The organism is Isoptericola sp. NPDC057191 (genome assembly GCF_042670225.1).
GTDB lineage: Bacteria > Actinomycetota > Actinomycetes > Actinomycetales > Cellulomonadaceae > Isoptericola.
Genome location: NZ_JBHUWC010000071.1, coordinates 1 through 18,378, shown reverse-complemented (window position 1 = coordinate 18,378; position 18,378 = coordinate 1). Strand labels below are relative to the sequence as shown.

The 18,378-nt window shown below is 74.8% G+C and carries 16 protein-coding genes; 11 read left to right on the top strand and 5 right to left on the bottom strand.

All coding sequences use genetic code 11. From position 1 onward, the window contains the following. From ACFT55_RS10980 to ACFT55_RS10955, 6 genes are all read left to right on the top strand, one after another. Window positions 1-183: hypothetical protein (locus ACFT55_RS10980; protein WP_380243865.1), on the top strand; the 183-nt coding region annotated here is incomplete at its 5' end. 95 nt (window positions 184-278) lie between these two features. Then, window positions 279-1,955, top strand: a complete 1,677-nt coding sequence (gene kdpA, locus ACFT55_RS10975) for a potassium-transporting ATPase subunit KdpA (RefSeq protein ID WP_380243864.1) — start codon at window positions 279-281, stop codon at window positions 1,953-1,955. Further along, window positions 1,952-4,102 carry a potassium-transporting ATPase subunit KdpB gene (gene kdpB, locus ACFT55_RS10970; RefSeq protein ID WP_380243863.1) on the top strand — a complete coding sequence of 717 codons (2,151 nt, stop codon included), beginning with the start codon at window positions 1,952-1,954 and terminating at the stop codon, window positions 4,100-4,102. Before kdpA ends, kdpB begins: the two co-directional genes overlap by 4 nt. A 23-nt stretch (window positions 4,103-4,125) precedes the next feature. Beyond that, on the top strand, window positions 4,126-4,722 hold the full coding sequence (gene kdpC, locus ACFT55_RS10965; protein ID WP_380243862.1) for a potassium-transporting ATPase subunit KdpC: 597 nt from the start codon (window positions 4,126-4,128) through the stop codon (window positions 4,720-4,722). A gap of 14 nt (window positions 4,723-4,736) precedes the next feature. Continuing rightward, the gene (locus ACFT55_RS10960; protein WP_380243861.1) at window positions 4,737-7,301 is read left to right on the top strand and encodes a DUF4118 domain-containing protein; all 2,565 of its coding nucleotides are present in this window, start codon (window positions 4,737-4,739) and stop codon (window positions 7,299-7,301) included. Next, the gene (locus ACFT55_RS10955; protein WP_380243860.1) at window positions 7,298-8,014 is read left to right on the top strand and encodes a response regulator; all 717 of its coding nucleotides are present in this window, start codon (window positions 7,298-7,300) and stop codon (window positions 8,012-8,014) included. The genes ACFT55_RS10960 and ACFT55_RS10955 overlap by 4 nt, the downstream gene beginning before the upstream one ends. On the opposite strand, the gene ACFT55_RS10950 is transcribed toward ACFT55_RS10955, so the two are convergent. Both ACFT55_RS10950 and ACFT55_RS10945 read right to left on the bottom strand, forming a co-directional pair. Beyond that, a complete protein-coding gene (locus ACFT55_RS10950) occupies window positions 7,996-8,634 on the bottom strand; it encodes a hypothetical protein (protein WP_380243859.1) in 639 nt (212 codons plus the stop codon). The genes ACFT55_RS10955 and ACFT55_RS10950 overlap by 19 nt on opposite strands. 34 nt (window positions 8,635-8,668) lie before the next feature. Next, a complete protein-coding gene (locus ACFT55_RS10945; RefSeq protein WP_380243858.1) occupies window positions 8,669-11,377 on the bottom strand; it encodes a UvrD-helicase domain-containing protein in 2,709 nt (902 codons plus the stop codon). Window positions 11,378-11,431: 54 nt separating this feature from the next. Here ACFT55_RS10945 and ACFT55_RS10940 point away from each other — a divergent pair, with 54 nt between their 5' ends. Beyond that, the gene (locus ACFT55_RS10940; protein WP_380243857.1) at window positions 11,432-12,949 is read left to right on the top strand and encodes an FAD-dependent monooxygenase; all 1,518 of its coding nucleotides are present in this window, start codon (window positions 11,432-11,434) and stop codon (window positions 12,947-12,949) included. On the opposite strand, the gene ACFT55_RS10935 is transcribed toward ACFT55_RS10940, so the two are convergent. Further along, window positions 12,946-13,455, bottom strand: coding sequence for a GNAT family N-acetyltransferase (locus ACFT55_RS10935; RefSeq protein ID WP_380243856.1), 510 nt, complete (start codon window positions 13,453-13,455; stop codon window positions 12,946-12,948). The genes ACFT55_RS10940 and ACFT55_RS10935 overlap by 4 nt on opposite strands. 130 nt (window positions 13,456-13,585) lie before the next feature. Between ACFT55_RS10935 and ACFT55_RS10930 the strand changes: the two genes are divergently transcribed. Then, the gene (locus ACFT55_RS10930; protein ID WP_380243855.1) at window positions 13,586-13,969 is read left to right on the top strand and encodes a VOC family protein; all 384 of its coding nucleotides are present in this window, start codon (window positions 13,586-13,588) and stop codon (window positions 13,967-13,969) included. 30 nt (window positions 13,970-13,999) lie between these two features. Here ACFT55_RS10930 and ACFT55_RS10925 read toward each other — a convergent pair whose 3' ends face one another. Both ACFT55_RS10925 and ACFT55_RS10920 read right to left on the bottom strand, forming a co-directional pair. Then, window positions 14,000-14,482 (bottom strand): DUF456 domain-containing protein, encoded by a 483-nt coding sequence (locus ACFT55_RS10925; protein ID WP_380243854.1) that lies wholly within the window; start codon window positions 14,480-14,482, stop codon window positions 14,000-14,002. Window positions 14,483-14,513: 31 nt separating this feature from the next. Then, the gene (locus tag ACFT55_RS10920; RefSeq protein WP_380243853.1) at window positions 14,514-14,885 is read right to left on the bottom strand and encodes a hypothetical protein; all 372 of its coding nucleotides are present in this window, start codon (window positions 14,883-14,885) and stop codon (window positions 14,514-14,516) included. A 395-nt stretch (window positions 14,886-15,280) separates the two neighbouring features. Here ACFT55_RS10920 and ACFT55_RS10915 point away from each other — a divergent pair, with 395 nt between their 5' ends. The 3 genes from ACFT55_RS10915 to ACFT55_RS10905 all read left to right on the top strand — a co-directional run. After that, window positions 15,281-17,029 carry a nitrite/sulfite reductase gene (locus tag ACFT55_RS10915; RefSeq protein ID WP_380243852.1) on the top strand — a complete coding sequence of 583 codons (1,749 nt, stop codon included), beginning with the start codon at window positions 15,281-15,283 and terminating at the stop codon, window positions 17,027-17,029. Continuing rightward, window positions 17,026-17,880, top strand: a complete 855-nt coding sequence (locus ACFT55_RS10910) for a phosphoadenylyl-sulfate reductase (protein ID WP_380243851.1) — start codon at window positions 17,026-17,028, stop codon at window positions 17,878-17,880. The genes ACFT55_RS10915 and ACFT55_RS10910 overlap by 4 nt, the downstream gene beginning before the upstream one ends. Window positions 17,881-17,885: 5 nt before the next feature. Next, a partial coding sequence (locus ACFT55_RS10905) for a bifunctional precorrin-2 dehydrogenase/sirohydrochlorin ferrochelatase (protein WP_380243850.1) occupies window positions 17,886-18,378 on the top strand: 493 nt, incomplete at its 3' end.

The window sequence follows — 18,378 nt, the reverse complement described above, 5'->3', positions numbered from 1 at the left end:
CTGACGACCCGTCGTCAGCGGGCCGTCAACGTTCCGGGCGAGCCCGTCAAGAAGGCGTCAAGACCGCCGTCGGGCCGGTCCGACGCGACTAGACCGGGACGCATGAGCGATCTCGTCTACGTCGTGCTCACGGTGGCGTTCTTCGCCGCGGTGGCGCTCGCCGCCCGCCGGAGGTCCGCGTGAGCGCCCTCGACCTCGTCTTCCTCGGACTCATGGCGCTGGCCCTGGTCTACCTCCTCGTCGCGATGCTGCGCGACGGCCGGGAGGGCTGACCCGCCATGCCCGTCACGACCACCACGGTCCTGGCCGCCGTCGGCCAGCTCCTCCTGCTGCTGGCGATGCTCGCCGCGGCGCACGCTCCCCTGGGCGGCTACCTGGCGCGCGTGTACTCCGCCCCGCGCCACACGCGCGCCGAGCGCGCCTGGTACCGCGCCGTGCGGGTGGACCCCGACGCGCAGCAGCACTGGCGCTCCTACCTGCTGTCCGTGCTCGGCTTCTCCCTCGCGTCCGTGCTGCTCCTCTACGCGCTCGGGCGCCTCCAGCAGCACCTCCCGTGGAACCTCGGGTTCACCGGGCTCGACCCCGCCGGCGCCTGGAACACCGCGGTGAGCTTCACGACCAACACCAACTGGCAGTGGTACTCGGGCGAGGCCGCCGCGGGGCACCTGCTGCAGATGGCCGGCCTCACCGTGCAGAACTTCGTGTCCGCCGCCGTCGGCATGTCGGTCGCGATCGCGCTCGTGCGCGGCTTCGCCCGGTCGGGCACCGACGGACGGGTCGGCAACTTCTGGTCCGACCTCACCCGCTCCGTCGTGCGGGTGCTGCTGCCGCTCTCGGTGGTCGCGGCGCTGGTGCTGGTCGCCGGAGGGGTGGTCCAGAACCTGGACCCGCACACCGCCGTCACGACGCTCGACGGCGGGGCCCAGCACCTGCTGGGAGGCCCGGTCGCGTCCCAGGAGGCGATCAAGGAGCTGGGCACCAACGGCGGCGGGTTCTTCAACGCCAACTCGGCGCACCCGCTGGAGAACCCGAGCCCTTGGACCAACCTCCTGGAGATCTTCCTGATCCTGCTCGTCCCCACGGCGCTGCCGCGAGCCTTCGGCATCATGGTCGGCGACCGCCGGCAGGGCTGGGCGATCCTCGGCGCGATGGCCGGGCTCCTGCTCGTCGCGATCGCCCTCACCACCTGGGCCGAGCTGGCGGGTCCGGGGACCGCACCCCACCTCGCGGGGGCGGCGACGGAGGGCAAGGAGACCCGCTTCGGCCTCGCAGGCAGCGCCCTGTTCGGCGCCGCGACCACGGGCACGTCCACCGGGGCGGTCAACGCGATGCACGACTCGTTCACCGCGCCCGGCGGCGGGGTCGTCCTCTTCGCCATGCTGCTCGGCGAGATCGCACCGGGCGGGGTGGGGTCCGGCCTCTACGGGATGCTCGTGCTCGCCGTCGTCGCGGTGTTCGTCGCCGGCCTCATGGTGGGCCGCACCCCCGAGTACCTCGGCAAGAAGATCGGGCGCGGCGAGATGACCCTGGTCGCGCTCTACGTGCTCACGACGCCCGCCGTCGTGCTGGTGGGCACGGCGCTGTCCGTCTCGGTGCAGCCCGGCCTCGCGGGGATCCAGGAGCCCGGCCCGCACGGCCTGACCGAGGTGCTGTACGCGTTCGCGTCGGCCGGCAACAACAACGGCTCCGCCTTCGCCGGGCTCACGTCCGGCACGCCGTTCTACGACACGCTGCTCGGCCTGGCGATGCTGGCCGGCCGGTTCGTGCCGATCGCCCTCGTGCTCGCCCTCGCCGGCCGGCTGGCCTCCCAGCGCACCGTGCCGGCGTCCGCGGGCACCCTGCCCACCCACCAGCCCCTGTTCGTGGGCCTGGTCGCCACGGTGGCGCTGGTCGTCGTCGGCCTCACGTTCGTCCCCGTCCTGTCCCTCGGTCCCGTCGCGGAGTCCCTGTCATGACCACCACCGTCCCGACGCTCGACGCCCCCACGGCGGGCGACGACCTCCCCGCGCGCCGGGTCCGGCCCGGCCGCGCTCTCACCTGGGCGCAGGTGCGTGCCGCGCTGCCCGGAGCCCTGCGCGGCATGGACCCGCGCGCCCTGTGGCGCACGCCCGTGCTGCTGGTCGTGGAGGCGGGCGCCGCCCTCACGACCGTCCTCGCGGTCTGGCACCCGTCCGTCTTCGCGTGGCTGGTCACCCTGTGGCTGTGGGCGACCGTCGCCTTCGCGGCCCTCGCCGAGGCCGTCGCGGAGGCCCGCGGCCGCGCGCAGGCGTCCAGCCTGCGCGCCGCCCAGCAGCAGACGACGGCGCGCAAGGTCCTGGCACCCCAGGACACGCTCGAGGCCGGCACCGGCCTCGCCGCGCTCCCCACGACCGAGGTCCCGTCGGCCCGCCTGTGCGTGGGCGACGTCGTCGTGGTGGCGGCCGGCGAGACCGTCCCCGGCGACGGTGACGTGATCGAAGGCGTGGCGTCCGTGGACGAGTCCGCGATCACGGGCGAGTCCGCCCCCGTGGTCCGCGAGTCCGGGGGCGACCGCAGCGCCGTCACAGGCGGCACCGTCGTGCTGTCCGACCAGGTCGTCGTGCGCATCACGACCCCGCCCGGGCACACGTTCGTCGACCGCATGATCGCGCTCGTGGAGGGCAGCGAGCGCCGGCGCACGCCGAACGAGGTGGCTCTCAACCTGCTCCTCACCTCGCTCACCGCGGTGTTCGTGCTGGCCGTGGCCACCCTGCAGCCGTTCGCCGCGTACTCCGGGTCGCGGCAGGACGTGCTGGTGCTGGTCGCGCTGCTGGTGTGCCTCGTGCCGACGACGATCGGCGCGCTGCTGTCCGCCATCGGGATCGCCGGCATGGACCGGCTGGTGCAGCGCAACGTGCTCGCCATGTCGGGGCGCGCGGTCGAGGCGGCGGGCGACGTGGACGTCCTGCTGCTCGACAAGACCGGCACCATCACGTACGGCAACCGGCGCGCGGCCGCGGTGCTGCCGATCGACGGCGTCACCGAGCCTGAGGCTGCGGCCGCGGCCCGGCTCGCGTCGCTCGCGGACGAGACCCCGGAGGGCCGCAGCATCGTGGCCCTGGTGGACGAGCGCCTCGGCGACACCGCGGAGCTGCCCGTGGGCGCCGCCCTGGTGCCGTTCACGGCCCAGTCGCGGATGTCGGGCGTCGACCTGCCGGGCGACCCTGGCCGGGACGGCCGCCGGATCCGCAAGGGCGCCGCTTCCGCCGTCCAGCGCTGGGTGCACTCCACGGGTGCGCACCTCACCGACGCGCAGGCCGCGCGCCTCGCCGACCACGTGGACGTCGTGTCCCGCACGGGCGGGACGCCGCTCGTGGTGGCGGAGCAGGTGGGCGACGGTCCTGCCCGGGTGCTGGGGGTCGTGCAGCTCAAGGACGTGGTCAAGCAGGGCATCCGCGAGCGGTTCGACGAGCTGCGCGCGATGGGGATCCGCACCGTCATGGTGACGGGCGACAACGCCGTCACCGCGCGCGCCATCGGCGACGAGGCGGGCGTCGACGAGGTGCTCGCGGAGGCCACGCCCGAGGACAAGCTCGCCCTCATCCGGCGCGAGCAGGAGGGCGGGCGGCTCGTCGCGATGGCGGGCGACGGCACGAACGACGCCCCGGCGCTCGCCCAGTCGGACGTGGGTGTCGCGATGGCGTCGGGCACGTCCGCGGCCAAGGAGGCGGGGAACATGGTGGACCTCGACTCCGACCCCACGAAGCTCATCGAGATCGTGGAGATCGGCAAGCAGCTCCTCATCACCCGCGGGGCGCTGACCACGTTCTCCGTGGCGAACGACGTCGCGAAGTACTTCGCCATCCTGCCGGCGATGTTCTCCGGCCTGTTCCCCGGCCTGGCGGTGCTCGACGTCATGCACCTGGGCTCGCCGCACTCCGCGATCGTCTCGGCCGTGATCTTCAACGCCGTGATCATCCTGCTGCTCGTGCCGCTCGCGCTGCGCGGCGTGCGCTACCGGCCGGCGTCGGCCTCCGCCCTGCTGCGCCGGAACCTGTGGGTCTACGGCGCCGGCGGGCTCGTCGCGCCGTTCGTCGGCATCAAGCTCCTCGACCTCGTCGTCTCCCTGATCCCCGGCCTCTGACGCCGGCCCGCTGGAGGAACACCGTGAACCTCGTCCGATCGTCGCTCGCCGGGCTACGCGTGCTGCTCGCCCTCACCCTGCTGCTCGGCCTCGGGTACCCCCTCGCCGTGACCGGGGCCGGCCAGGTGCTGTTCGGCTGGCAGGCCGACGGTTCCCTGGTCACCGCCGACGGCAGCCGCACCACCGACCGGTCCCGGGCCGTCGGGTCCGCGCTGGTGGGCCAGCAGTTCACCGGCGACGGCTGGTTCCACCCCCGCCCGTCGGCGGCCGGGGACGGCTACGACACGCTCGCGTCCGGCGGGTCCAACCTCGGCCCGGAGAGCCCCGAGCTCGCCGCGACGATCATCGAGCGCCGTGCGCAGGTGGCCGCCACCGAGGGGGTCCCCGCGTTCGACGTGCCACCGGACGCCGTGACGGCGTCCGGGTCGGGGCTCGACCCCGACATCTCCCCCGCCTACGCGGCGATCCAGGTGGACCGCGTCGCCGCCGCGCGCGGGCTCGACCCCGCACAGGTGCGCGCGCTCGTCGCCGAGCACACCCGGGGCCGCACGCTCGGCGTCCTCGGCGACCCGCGTGTCGACGTCCTCGCCCTCAACCAGGCGATCGCGCGGCTCGCGTGACGCACAATGCCCGTATGACTTCGCCGGTCACGACGCCGCCGGACCACGGGGGCGTCGCGCCACGCCGCGGCCGGCTCACCGTCTACCTCGGCGCCGCGCCCGGCGTCGGCAAGACGTTCGCCATGCTGGACGAGGCCGAGCGCCGCCGCGGCCGGGGCACCGACGTCGTCGTCGGACTGGTCGAGACCCACGGGCGGTCCGGGACCGCGGCGAAGGTCGGCGACCTGGAGGTCGTGCCCCGGCGCGACGTCACCTACCGCGGCACGACGCTCACCGAGCTCGACGTCGACGCCGTCGTCGCCCGCGCGCCCCAGGTGGCGCTCGTCGACGAGCTGGCGCACACCAACGCGCCCGGCTCCCGGCACGCCAAGCGCTGGCAGGACGTGCACGACCTGCTCGACGCCGGGATCGACGTCGTCACGACGGTCAACGTGCAGCACCTCGCCTCCCTCACGGACGACGTCGAGGCCATCACCGGGGTGCGCCAGCGCGAGACCGTCCCCGACCAGGTGGTGCGCGACGCCGACCAGATCCAGCTCGTCGACCTGTCGCCGCAGCAGCTGCGCCGCCGGCTCGCGCACGGGAACGTCTACCGGCCGGAGCAGGTCGACGCGTCGCTGCGGCAGTACTTCCGCGAGGGCAACCTCACGGCGCTGCGCGAGCTGGCGCTGCTGTGGCTCGCGGACCGCGTGGACGACGCGCTCACGCGCTACCGCGCCGACCACGGCATCGGGGGCACGTGGCCGGCCCGCGAGCGGGTCGTGGTGGCGGTCACCGGCGGCCCGGAGAGCGAGACGCTGCTGCGCCGCGGCGCCCGCATCGCCCAGCGCGCCGCCGGGTCCGAGCTGCTGGCCGTGCACGTGCTGCCCACGGACGGGCTGCCGTCCGCCCCGCCCGCCGCGATCGCCGCGCAGCGCGCCCTGGTCGAGGCGCTGGACGGCACCTTCCACACGGTCGTGGGCGAGGACGTGCCGTCGGCGGTGGCCGACTTCGCGCACGGCGTGAACGCCACCATGATCGTGGTCGGGTTGTCGCGGCACTCGCGCTGGCGGCAGGCGCTGCTCGGCTCGTCGGGCAGCGAGATCGCCCGGCTGTCCGGCAGCACGGACGTGCACCTCGTCGCGCACGCCGAGGCACGGGCGGGCGTGCGGCTACCGTCCCGCCTGTCCCCCCTGTCCCCCGCCCGGCGGCTCGCCGGCTGGCTGGCCGTCCCGGTGGTGCCGGCACTCCTCACCGGGCTGTTCGTGGTGCTGGGCCGGCAGGCGGTGTCGCTCACCACCGAGCTCATGCTCTTCCTCGCCGGCGTCGTCGCCGTCGCGCTCGTCGGCGGGCTGTGGCCCGCGGTGGCCGCGGCCGTCGTGTCGTTCCTGTGCCTCAACTGGTTCTTCACCCCGCCGACCGGCAGGCTCACCGTCGCCGACCCCGAGAATCTCCTCGCGCTGGTCGTGTTCGTGCTGGTCGCGGCCGCGGTGGCGTCGGTCGTGGACCTTGCGGCGCGCCGCACCGTGCAGGCCTACCGGGCGCGCGCAGAGGCGTCGACGCTCGCCGCGCTGTCCCGGTCGGTGCTCTCCGGCGAGGACACCGCCCAGGCGATCGTGCAGCGCCTCGCCCTGACCTTCGGGCTCGACGACGTACGGCTCGAGGCGCGCGCGGACGAGCGGGCCGCCTGGACGGCGGTCGCGCACGCCGGACGGGCCGCCGTCGGCCCGCACACCGCGGAGACCACCGAGGTGCGGGTGGACGACACCCACCGTCTCGTCCTCGTCGGGCGCGCCCTGCCCGCGAGCGACCGGCAGGCGGTCGAGGCGTTCGGCAGCCAGGCCGCGATCGTGCTGGAGCACCACCGGCTGCGCGAGCAGGCGGCCGCGGCCCGCGAGCTCGAGCACGCCGAGGCGACGCGCACCGCCCTCCTCGCCGCCGTCTCCCACGACCTGCGCACCCCGCTGACCGCCATCCGCACCGCCGTCGACGGCCTCGCCTCCCCCGACGTCGAGCTCGACGACGAGGACACCCGCGCCCTGACCACGACCATCCAGGAGTCCACCCGGCGCCTCGAACGGCTCATCGACAACCTGCTCGACCTGTCCCGCCTGCAGACCGGGTCCGTGCGCCCCGTGCACCGCCCCACCTCGGTCGAGGAGGTGGTGCTCGTCGCCGTCGAGCCGTGGCTGGACCGGCTCGAGCTGGACGTGCCCGAGGACCTGCCCCTCGTGGAGACGGACGGCGGCCTGCTGGAGCGGGTGGTGGCCAACCTCGTCTCGAACGCCGTGCGACACTCGCCGGGCGGTGCGCGGGTGCGGGTCGCGGCGTCGAGCACGCCCGACGACGTCGAGGTCCGCGTCGTCGACACCGGGCCAGGGGTGCCGGACGACAGGAAGGAGACCATGTTCCAGCCGTTCCAGCGTCTCGACGACACCGGCTCCGGTCTGGGCCTCGGCCTGGCCGTCGCCGACGGCCTCGCCCGTGCCGTCGGAGCGACCGTGACCGCCGAGGACACCCCCGGCGGCGGCCTCACCATGGTCGTCAGCGCACCGGTCGTGGCGGCGCAGCAGACGCCGCAGACGGGGCCGGTCCGATGAGCGACCGTCCGGCGCACGCCGACGTCCCCGGCGGCAACCGGGTCCTCGTCGTCGACGACGACGCCGGGCTGGCCCGGGCCTTGGCGATCAACCTGCGCGCGCACGGCTGGGACGTCACCGTCGCCGGCACCGGGGCCGCCGCGCTCGACGCCGCGGCGGCCGCGCACCCCGACGTCGTCGTGCTCGACCTGGGCCTGCCCGACGTCTCCGGGCTCGACGTCATCGCCGGCATCCGTGGGTGGTCGGCGGTGCCGATCGTCGTGCTGTCGGCGCGGCAGCTCGGCGAGGACAAGGTGGACGCGCTCGACGCGGGCGCCGACGACTACGTGACCAAGCCGTTCGCCATGAACGAGCTCCTGGCACGGCTGCGGGCCGCCGTCCGGCGGGCCCGGCCCGTCGACGCGTCGTCCGACCCGGTCGTCGTCGCGGGCCGGCTGCGCATCGACCTCGCCCGCCGGGTCGTCGAGCGCGACGGCGCCGAGGTACGGCTCACGCCCACCGAGTGGTCGCTGCTCGAGGTGCTGGTGCGGCACCGCGGCCGGATGGTGGGCCGCAAGCAGCTGCTGCAGGACGTCTGGGGACCCGGGTACGACACCGAGACGAACTATCTGCGCGTGTACACCGCGCAGCTGCGGCGCAAGCTCGAGGACGACCCAGGCGCGCCGCGTCACCTCCTCACCCACCCGGGGGCCGGCTACCGGTTCGAGGCCTGAGGGTCCGCGTCCTGCGCCGTCGCCGCGAGGTACGCGCGCCCGCGCGGCGACAGGCGGTACCCGACGTCGAGGCTCTCCGTCAGCCCCAGCTCCTTGAGCCGCCGCACCCGGACCTTGAACGGGTCGCGCTCCATCCCCAGCCCTTCCGCCAGGGTGCGCGCGACGACGCCGGGCCGCGCCTCGATCAGCTCCAGGTAGGCGCGGGTCCACGGCTCGGGCGCCGCGCGGTCCATGCGGGCGAGCCGGGCACGGAGGGCATCCACCGTCTTCGTGTCCAGGTCGGCGTCCTCCCGCAGCGCGACCCGCGGGTCCGGCCCCGCCAGCCGCAGGCCCACCCGGTACAGGTCGCCCTCGCCGCGCCGCTCGATCCAGGCGCGGGCCGCCTCCCCGGAGCGGAAGCCGGCACCCCGCGCGTCGGCGTCGTCCACCTCGGCCTCGAACCGGTCCGGCGCGATCGGGTCCACGCCCGTCACCTCGACGACGCCCACCCGTGTGCGCATCGTCGAGCCGGCACGCACCCGCACCACGGCCCACCGGCGGTAGGTGTGCGTCACCGTCCCGTCGGCGAGCCCGCGCAGCGTCCTCGCGTCCAGCAGCACACCGCCACGATGCCAGGTCACGATGCCAGGCGCGCGCCGCCCCCGCCCGCGGGCGTCAGAGCTTCGTGACCGGCGAGTACCGCAGCAGCAGGCGCTTGGTGCCGTCCGCGCCGAAGTCGATCCGCGCGACCGCGTTGGGACCGCTGCCCTCCAGCGACACGACGGTGCCGACGCCGTACGCGTCGTGGGTCACCTTGTCCCCCACGTCCAGCGACGGCACGTCCGCGTCCTTGCGCGGCGTCGCCGAGCCGAACGTCGCCCCCGTGCTCGCCGTCGGGGCCTTGCCGGCGTCCTTCGGCTTGCCCAGGCGCCCGCCGACCCCCGCGGACGGCGAGCGCCGCTCCGGCGCCCACGTGCCGCCGGTGGTTCCCCCGCCGCGGCGGTCCCGCCCGGCCGAGCCGCCCCAGGCCGACCCGCCACGGCGCAGGTACTGGGTGGACGACTCCCGCCGCCGCCAGTCCCACAGGTCGTCGGGGACCTCCTCGAGGAACCGGCTGGGCGGGAACTCGTTGGCCATCCCCCACGCGGACCGCACCGCGGAACGGCTGATGTACAGCCGCTGCCGCGCCCGCGTGATGCCGACGTAGGCGAGCCGCCGCTCTTCGGCGAGCTCGGAGTCGTCGTGCAGCGAGCGCATGTGCGGGAACGTGCCGTCCTCCAGCCCGGTGAGGAAGACGACGGGGAACTCCAGGCCCTTGGCGGTGTGCAGGGTCATCAGGGTGACGACGCCCGGGTCCTCCTTGGGCTCCTGCTCCGCCTCGCCGTCGGCCACGTCCTCGTCCGGGATCTGGTCCGCGTCGGCCACCAGCGACACGCGCTCGAGGAAGTCGGTCAGGTCGCCCTCGGGGTCGAGCTCGCTGAACTCGGCCGCCACGGCGTGCAGCTCGGCGAGGTTCTCCACGCGCGACGCGTCCTGCGGGTCGTCCGAGGCGCGCAGCTCCGCGAGATACCCGCTGCGGTCGAGCACCGCGCCGAGGATCGTGGCGGGCGGCTCACCGTCCTCCACGAGCGCGCGCAGGTCGCGCATCATGTCGCGGAACGCCAGCAGCGGCTTGGAGGTGCGGGTCGTGAGGCCGGGGATCTCGTCCGCCCGCTCCAGCGCTGCCCCGAACGACAGGCGCTCACGGTCGGCGAACCCCGCCACCATCGACTCGGCCTTGTCGCCCAGCCCGCGCTTGGGCACGTTCAGCACCCGGCGCAGGTTCACGTCGTCGTCGGGGTTGGCCAGGGCGCGCAGGTACGCGACGGCGTCCTTGATCTCGCGGCGCTCGTAGAAGCGGGTGCCGCCGACCACCTTGTACGGCAGCCCGACGCGGATCAGCACCTCCTCCAGCGCCCGGGACTGCGCGTTGGTGCGGTAGAACACCGCGACGTCCCCCGGCCGCACGCCGTCCGCGTCTCCGAGCCGGTCGATCTCCTCCGCGACGAACCGTGCCTCGCCGTGCTCGTCGTCGGCCACGTAGCCGACGATCTTCTCCCCCGCGCCCGCGTCGGTCCACAGCCGCTTCGGCTTGCGGTCGGGGTTGCGCGAGATCACCGCGTTGGCGGCCGAGAGGATCGTCTGCGTGGAACGGTAGTTCTGCTCCAGCAGGATGGTCGTGGCGTCGGGGTAGTCCTCCTCGAACTCCACGATGTTGCGGATCGTGGCGCCGCGGAACGCGTAGATCGACTGGTCGGCGTCGCCCACCACCGTGAGCTCGGCGGGGTCCAGGCCGTCGACGCCCGGGCCGTCGGCCGTGGCCCCCGCGAGCTCGCGCACCAGCACGTACTGCGCGTGGTTCGTGTCCTGGTACTCGTCCACGAGGATGTGGCGGAACCGGCGGCGGTAGTGCTCCGCGACGTTGGGGAACGCCTGCAGCAGGTTCACCGTGGTCATGATGATGTCGTCGAAGTCGAGCGCGTTCGCCTGCGCGAGGCGCTGCTGGTAGCGGCGGTAGACGTCCGCCAGCACCGTGTCGAACTCGGGCGCCCCGCCGTCGGCCAGGCCGCCGCCCGCGGCCCGCGCGCGCCAGCCCGACGCGGGCGGCTCCACCGCGTCGGCGTGCTCGGCGGTGTCGGCGCCGGACGTCCGGGCGTACGTCTCAGGGTCGATCAGCTCGTTCTTGAGGTCGCTGATCTTGTGCGCCAGCGAGCGTGCGGGGTACTTCTTGGCGTCTAGGTCCAGCTCGCGCGTCACCAGCGTGATGAGTCGCTGCGAGTCCGCGGCGTCGTAGATGGAGAAGCTGGTGCGCAGACCGAGGGTCTTGGCCTCCTTGCGCAGGATCCGCACGCAGGCGGAGTGGAACGTCGAGACCCACATCCGGCCGCCCGCCGGGCCCACGAGGTGCTCGACGCGCTCGCGCATCTCCGCCGCGGCCTTGTTCGTGAACGTGATCGCCAGGATCTCGCCCGCCCGTGCCCGGCCGGTGGCGAGCAGGTGGGCGATGCGGTGCGTGAGCACGCGCGTCTTGCCCGACCCCGCGCCGGCGACGATCAGCAGCGGTGAGCCCGCGTGCTCGACGGCGGCCCGCTGCTGCGGGTTCAGCCCGTCCAGCAGGGCGTCCGGGTCCAGGTGGGAGAACGCCCCGCGGGTCCGGGGACGCGCGTCGCCCGGCCCGCCGTCGTGGGCGTCGGACGCGGCGTCGCGCACCCACGCGGGCGCGCCGGACGCCGGGTCGGCGGCGTCGTCGTCCCAGCGCGGGGCGACCGGCGGGAGGCGGGCGGTGTCGTCCTTCGCGGCGTGGTCGAACCCGGGCAGGGACAGGCTGTCGAACAGGGAGGTCATCGTGGACCAAGACTAGGCTCCGCGACCGACACCTGGGGAACCGGGCACGATGGCGTGAGGCGACGGATCGGGGGGACCGAGGTGCACGACGTGGTGGTGGTCGGGTGCGGCCCGACGGGGCTCATGCTGGCGGCCGAGCTCCGCCTGGCGGGGGCGGACGTCGTCGTCCTCGAGCGGCGGGCGACGCAGGACCTCGTGGGCTCTCGCGGCGGCGGGATCCACGCCCGGACGATCGAGCTGCTCGACCAGCGCGGGATCGCGGACCGGTTCCTCGCCGAGGGCACCACCGTCCCGGCGGTGACGTTCGGCGGCACCCGACTCGAGCTGGGCGCGCTGCCCACCCGCCACCCGTACACGCTGGCGCTGTTCCAGGGGCGCATCGAGCGGCTGCTGCTCGGGTGGGCGCAGGAGCGTGGGGTGCCGGTGCGGCGCGGGGTCGAGGTCGTCGGGGTCCAGCAGGACGACGACGGTGTCGACGTCCTGCTGGAGACGGGAGACCCGGTGCGCGCGCGTCTGGTCGTGGGCGCCGACGGAGGGCGCAGCGTCGTGCGGCGGGCGGTCGGCATCGACCTGGTGGGGCCGGCCGCGACCCGCACCACCCTGATCGCCGACGTGCAGGTGGACGGCGACCTGCAGCGCACCGGGACGGTCGACGAGCGCGGCCCGCACGGTCTGACCCGGATGGCCGACGGCACGGTGCGCGTGGTGCTCACGGAGGCGACGCCGTCCGACGGCGAGCCGACGCTGGACGACCTGCGGCGCGGGCTCACCGAGGTGTTCGGCACCGACTTCGGTGTGCACGACCCGACGTGGCTGTCCCGGTTCAGCGACGCCACCCGGCAGGCCACGTCCTACCGGGCGGGCCGGGTGCTGCTCGCCGGCGACGCGGCGCACGTGCACTCCCCGACGGGCGGGCAGGGCATCGGGCTCGGCCTCCAGGACGCGGTCAACCTCGGGTGGAAGCTCGGTCAGGTGGTGCGCGGCCGGTCGGGCGACACGCTGCTCGACACCTATCACGCGGAGCGGCACCCGGCCGGCGCCCGGGCGCTGGGATACACGATGGCGCAGTCGCTGTTCCAACGCTCGGACCCGCGGCAGGAGGCTCTGCGCGACCTGCTCGACACCGTGCTCGCCGTCGACGGGGCGGACGAGCCGGTCACCGGCCTGGCGACGGGGCTGGACGTCGCGTACGACCTGGGCGCCGGGCACCCGCTGCTGGGGCGCAGGATGCCGGACCTCGACCTCGTGCCCCAGGGGCGCGCCCGACCTGGCGGCGCGCCTGCCGGTGGCCCTGCGCGCCTGTTCGAGCTGCTGCACCCGGCCCGCCCGGTGCTCCTGGAGCTCGGCGGCCCGGCGCTGGACGCCGGTCCCTGGTCGGGGTACGTCCGGCACGTCACGGCGACGTCCGACGGGCCCTGGGTCCTCCCGGTCCTGGGAGAGGTCGCCGCCCCGACCGCCGTCCTGGTGCGCCCCGACGGGCACGTGGCGTGGGTCGGCGAGGGGTCGGCCGAGGGGCTCCACGACGCGCTGGCCACCTGGTGCGGCACCGCGGACGGGCGGCGTCCCCGCTAGCGACGCAAGCGCATCGGCGTGTGCGGGATCTCGTCCTCGAGGTACTCGGGCCCGTCCGGCTCGAAGCCGAACGTCCCGTACCAGCCGGTCAGCGGCGACTGCGCGCCCAGCACGACGTCGGCGTGCGGTGCCGTCGTGGTCGCCACGTCGAGGGCGGCTCGCATGAGGACGCCCGACGCACCCGTGCCGCGCGCGTCGGGGTGGCAGACCACCCGGCCGATGCGCTGCACGTCCCCGTCGTCGAGCACCCGCGCGGTGGCGACCACGCGGCCGTCGTCCGCCCCGTCGAGCAGGACGACGTGGCGCGTCGTCGGCTCCGCGTCCCGGCCGTCCAGGTCCGGATAGGCGCAGTCCTGCTCGACGACGAAGACGTCCTGCCGCAGCCGCCACGCCTCGTAGCCGGTGCGGGCGTCCAGCTCGTCGAGCGTCGCGACGCGCACCTCCCACCGGTGCGTCGACCGGCCTGCCCCGCGATCCGTTCCCTGGTCCGTTCCCTGGTCCGCCATGCTTCCTCCGTCGCTCCGTGCTGCCGCCGACACCCTAAGCCGCGCGCCGATGAGATCGGCCCGCGCCGCAGGTCCCCTCTCTGCCACCCCGGCGCGCCCGGCGCCGGGGTCCCGCCGAGGAGGAACCGCCGTGAGCACAGCCCGCTTCACCGAGGTCCAGACCGTCGCGATCCCCGTCCGCGACCAGGACGCCGCACTCGCCTTCTACACCGGGCCGCTCGGGCTCGAGGTCCGCTTCGACGCCGAGCTGCAGCCCGGCTTCCGCTGGGTCGACGTCGGCGCGCCGGGCGCCACGACGTCGCTCGCTCTCGTGCGCGCCGGGGACGGGCTGCCCGTCGGCGTCGACACCGGGGTCCGGCTCGCGTCGCCCGACGCGGCGGGCGCCCGCGACGCGCTGGCCCACGCCGGTGCGGACGTCGGAGAGCTCCTCCTGTGGGAGTCGGCACCCCCGATGTTCGAGTTCCGGGACCCCGACGGCAACGTCCTGTACGTCACGGAGAGCCCTGCCGGGTGAGCCGTGGCGTCGCGGGAGGTCCTGCGGACATCAGGTGAGGATCAGCCCGACCACCCAGGCGAGGGTGGCGACGAGGCCACCGGCGAGCTGCACACCGATGGTGATGAGGGTGGCCTTGAGGGCGGCGCGCGTGGCGGTCCAGGCGACGGCGGCGTCCCGCCGTCGGGCGAGCTCCACCAGGAAGACCGCCGCGGCGAAGAACAGGAACAGCCCGACGACGGGGACCACGAAGAAGCCGACGACCCCGGCCGCACCGGCGACGGCGAGGGTGCCCCAGGGCACCTCGGCGCGGCGCATGTGGCGGCCGGCCAGGAGCCACTGACCCGCTTCGGCGACGGCGATCGCCACCGCGGCGACGGCGAAGCACACCCAGGCCGTCGGGCCGCCGGTGACCCACGCCCACACGAGGATGCTCCCCAGCACGAGCACGTTGCCGGGGAGCACCTGGACGACGGTGCCGACCAGGCCGACGGCGATCGCCAGCCCGACCAGCACCTCCCCCAGGACGCTCATCGCGACCGCCCGGGGGCTGCGAGGGTCGTGGTCACCAGAAGACGGCGACCAGGATGTTGACCAGCGTCAGCGCGCCGATCGAGTGCTTGAGCGCCGGGCTGACCGCACCCGTGCCGTTGTCGCCCTTGGCGCCCTGTCGCTTGGCGAGGAACGCGAGGACCGTGATGATCAGCGCGACCACGAGCTTGACGCCGATCTTGGCCATGCTCGGGCCGCCGTCCGCCCAGAGGTCGGCCATCTCGGCGATCCCGACCATGACGACGCCGGCGACGAGGGCCGTCGCCGCACCGTGGAAGACGCCGCGGTACAGGCCGGGGCTCTTGATCGACGCGATGTAGCCGCCGAGGACGATCGCCCAGCCCACGAAGTGGAGCGCGACGAAGAGGTGGTAGAGGAACTCCATGCCGCCACCCTATCCGCGCGCCGACAGGGATCTGACGCCGGTGTCGGCAACCGGTCACATGTCACACCGCGTCCCGCGCCCCGGACGGGCCGTCCAACATGTGGTCCCACCATGTGGACCCGCTCTCGCGCGACCTCCGGTGGACCGGCTACCGTCCTCGTCATGACCACGGCCGCGCACCGCCTCCTCGTGACGACGCGTCACGAGATGCCGGCGTGCGTGCGTCGCAGCATGCGCAGCTGTCTGTGCTGCTGTCGCTGATCGCGCCCTACCTCAGCCCCGCCGCCCCTGCGCGGCTCCTGAGCACCGGCGCGCGCCGTCGGTCCTCGGCCCACCCCCGCTGAGTCGCTCGTCGTCGCGCGTCCCCGCCCCCCGAGGACCGAGGATCCCCCCAGATGACGACGCAGACCTCTACCCCCGCACCCGCCGCCACCGGCGAGACCGGCGAGCACGCCGCGCCTGAGCGCGTCCGCCCGCCGCGCGCCACCCGCCCGAACGGCCAGTGGAAGGTGGACGGGACCGCCCCCCTCAACCACAACGAGGTGTTCAAGCAGGAGGCGGCACCCCTCGGGGTCCGCGAGCGCATCGAGACGACCTACGCCCGCGACGGGTTCGACTCGATCGCGGACGACGACCTGCACGGCCGCTTCCGCTGGTGGGGCCTGTACACCCAGCGCAAGCCCGGGATCGACGGCGGCCGCACGGCCACGCTCGAGCCGCACGAGCTCGAGGACCGCTACTTCATGCTGCGGGTGCGCTCCGACGGGCAGGTCCTCGACCCGGCCGCGCTGCGGGTGCTGGGGGGCATCTCGGCGGACTTCGCGCGCGGGTCCGCGGACATCACCGACCGCCAGAACATCCAGTACCACTGGATCGAGATCGAGAGCATGCCGGAGATCTGGCGCCGTCTCGACGCGGTGGGACTGGAGACGACGACGGCGTGCGGCGACTCGCCCCGCGGGTTCCTGGGCAGCCCGGTGGCGGGCATCGCGGCGGACGAGATCATCGACCCCACGCCCGTGATCCTCGAGATCAAGCGCCGGTACATCGGCGACCCGGAGCTGGCGAACCTGCCCCGGAAGTTCAAGACGGCGATCACCGGTCATCCCAGCCTCGACGTCGTGCACGAGATCAACGACATCTCGCTGGTCGGGGTGATCCACCCGGAGCTCGGGCCGGGTTACGACCTGTGGGTGGGCGGCGCGCTGTCGACGACGCCGCGCCTGGGCGAGCGGCTGGGCGTCTTCGTCACCGAGGACCAGGCGCCGGACGTGTGGCACGGCGTCATCCGCATCTTCCGCGACTACGGCTACCGGCGGCTGCGCAACAAGGCCCGCCTGAAGTTCCTCCTGGCGGACTGGGGCACCGAGAGGTTCCGCGACGTGCTGGAGACCGAGTACCTGGGCTACCGCCTGCCCGACGGCCCGCCGCCCGCGCCGGCCACGCGCCCGGGCGACCACGTCGGCGTGCACGAGCAGAAGGACGGCCGGTACTACGTGGGCGCCGCCCCGGTGGTCGGCAGGGTCGGCGGCCACACCCTCACCGGGCTCGCGGACCTCGTCGAGCGGGTGGGCGCGGACGGGGCGCGGCTCACGGCCCACCAGAAGGTCGTGGTCCTCGGGGTCCCGGCCGACCGGGTCGACGAGCTCCTCGACGGGCTGGAGCCGCTGGGCCTCACCGCCCGGCCCAGCCTGTTCCGCCGCTCCACGATCGCCTGCACGGGCATCGAGTTCTGCAAGCTCGCCATCGTCGACACGAAGGACACGGCGGCGCGCGTCATCACCGAGCTGGAGGAACGGCTGGGCGACGTGACCGGGCGCCTGGAGCGGCCCATCGAGCTCAACGTCAACGGGTGCCCCAACTCCTGCGCGCGCATCCAGACGGCCGACATCGGGCTCAAGGGCCAGATCATCACCGTCGACGGCGAGCAGATGCCGGGCTTCCAGGTGCACCTGGGCGGCGGCCTCGTCGGGGCGGGGCGCGACGCCGGGGAGCTCGGGCGCACGGTGCGCGGCCTCAAGGTCCCGGCGGCGGAGGTCGGCGACTACGTGGAGCGCGTGGTGCGGCGGTACGACGCCGAGCACACCGCGGACGAGACGTTCGCGCAGTGGGCGCACCGGGCCGACGAGGAGGCGCTGCGGTGACCGCCGTCGACGTCGCCTCCCCCGTGACGCTGCTCGCACCGGCCGGCTCCGGGCACGACCGGCTCGCGCAGGTCCGCGCCCGGGCGGAGGCGCGCGAGGCCTCGCGGGAGGCCCGGCAGCGCGCCCGCGCGTCCCGGCACCGCCGCTCCCCGGAAGAGCTGCGCCACGTCGTCGAGCGCGGCCAGGCCCAGCTGCACGCCGACGGGGACCGGCGCGAGGCGACGGCCGAGGAGGTCGTCGCCTGGGCGGTGCGGGAGTTCGGCCCGTTCCTCGCGGTGGCGTCCTCGATGCAGGACCTCGTGCTCGCCCACCTGGTGTCCCGGCAGCTCCCGTTCGTCGACGTCCTGTTCGGCGACACCGGCTACCACTTCGCGGAGACGCTCGGCACCCGAGGCGCCGTCGAGATCGAGCTGGACGTCGACGTGGTGGACGTCCGCCCCGAGCTCACGGTGGCGCAGCAGGACGCGGCGCACGGTCCGCGCCTGCACGACCGCGACCCCGAGGCCTGCTGCGCCATGCGGAAGGTCGCGCCCATGCGGCAGGCGCTGCAGGGCTACGAGGCGTGGGCCACCGGGGTGCGGCGTGCCGAGACGGCGGCACGCGCGAACGCGCCCCTCGTCTCGTGGGACGAGCGCAACGGCGTGGTGAAGCTCAACCCGCTCGCGGCCTGGACCGACGAGGAGGTCGAGGAGTACGCCCGCGAGCACGGCGTGGTCGTCAACCCGCTGCTCAGCGACGGGTACCCGTCCGTGGGCTGCGCGCCCTGCACCCAGCGGGTCGAGGCGGGGCAGGACGCCCGCGCCGGACGCTGGGCGGGCCGCGACAAGGACGAGTGCGGGCTGCACGGATGAGGAGGATGGTGAGTCCCGTGCACGACACCTACCCGCTCGGCCTGCGCGTCGCCGGCCGGCTCGTCATCGTGGTGGGCGGCGGTCCCGTCGCGCTCCGGCGCGCGCGAGGGCTGCTCGCCGCGGGAGCCCGCGTGCGGGTGATCGCGCCCGACGTGGTGCCCGAGCTGGCGGCGCTGGTCGCGGCCGGCGCGGTCGAGCGCGTCACGCGCGGCTACTGCGACGGCGACCTCGACGGCGCCTGGCTGGTGCACACCGCGACCGGGGACCCCGACGTCGACGCGCGCGTGGCGGGCGACGCGGAGCTGCTGCGCACGTTCTGCGTCACGGCCGGGGACGCCGGGCTCGGCAGCGCCTGGGTGCCGGCGGTCGCACGCACGCCGGTCACCGACGCCGCGGGCCGGCCGGCGGGCGACCTCACGGTCGCCGTCACCGCGGCGCGGGACCCGCGCCGTGCGGTGCGCGTCCGCGACGCCGTCGCCGCCGGGCTCGACGACGGCA

Excerpts from the sequence above, each read along its gene's own strand:
- kdpA (WP_380243864.1), top strand. The coding sequence starts at position 279 with ATGCCCGTCACGACCACCACGGTCCTGGCCGCCGTCGGCCAGCTCCTC.
- kdpB (WP_380243863.1), top strand. The coding sequence starts at position 1,952 with ATGACCACCACCGTCCCGACGCTCGACGCCCCCACGGCGGGCGACGAC.
- ACFT55_RS10960 (WP_380243861.1), top strand. The coding sequence starts at position 4,737 with ATGACTTCGCCGGTCACGACGCCGCCGGACCACGGGGGCGTCGCGCCA.
- ACFT55_RS10955 (WP_380243860.1), top strand. The coding sequence starts at position 7,298 with ATGAGCGACCGTCCGGCGCACGCCGACGTCCCCGGCGGCAACCGGGTC.
- ACFT55_RS10945 (WP_380243858.1), bottom strand. The coding sequence starts at position 11,377 with ATGACCTCCCTGTTCGACAGCCTGTCCCTGCCCGGGTTCGACCACGCC.
- ACFT55_RS10935 (WP_380243856.1), bottom strand. The coding sequence starts at position 13,455 with ATGGCGGACCAGGGAACGGACCAGGGAACGGATCGCGGGGCAGGCCGG.
- ACFT55_RS10925 (WP_380243854.1), bottom strand. The coding sequence starts at position 14,482 with ATGAGCGTCCTGGGGGAGGTGCTGGTCGGGCTGGCGATCGCCGTCGGC.
- ACFT55_RS10920 (WP_380243853.1), bottom strand. The coding sequence starts at position 14,885 with ATGGAGTTCCTCTACCACCTCTTCGTCGCGCTCCACTTCGTGGGCTGG.
- ACFT55_RS10915 (WP_380243852.1), top strand. The coding sequence starts at position 15,281 with ATGACGACGCAGACCTCTACCCCCGCACCCGCCGCCACCGGCGAGACC.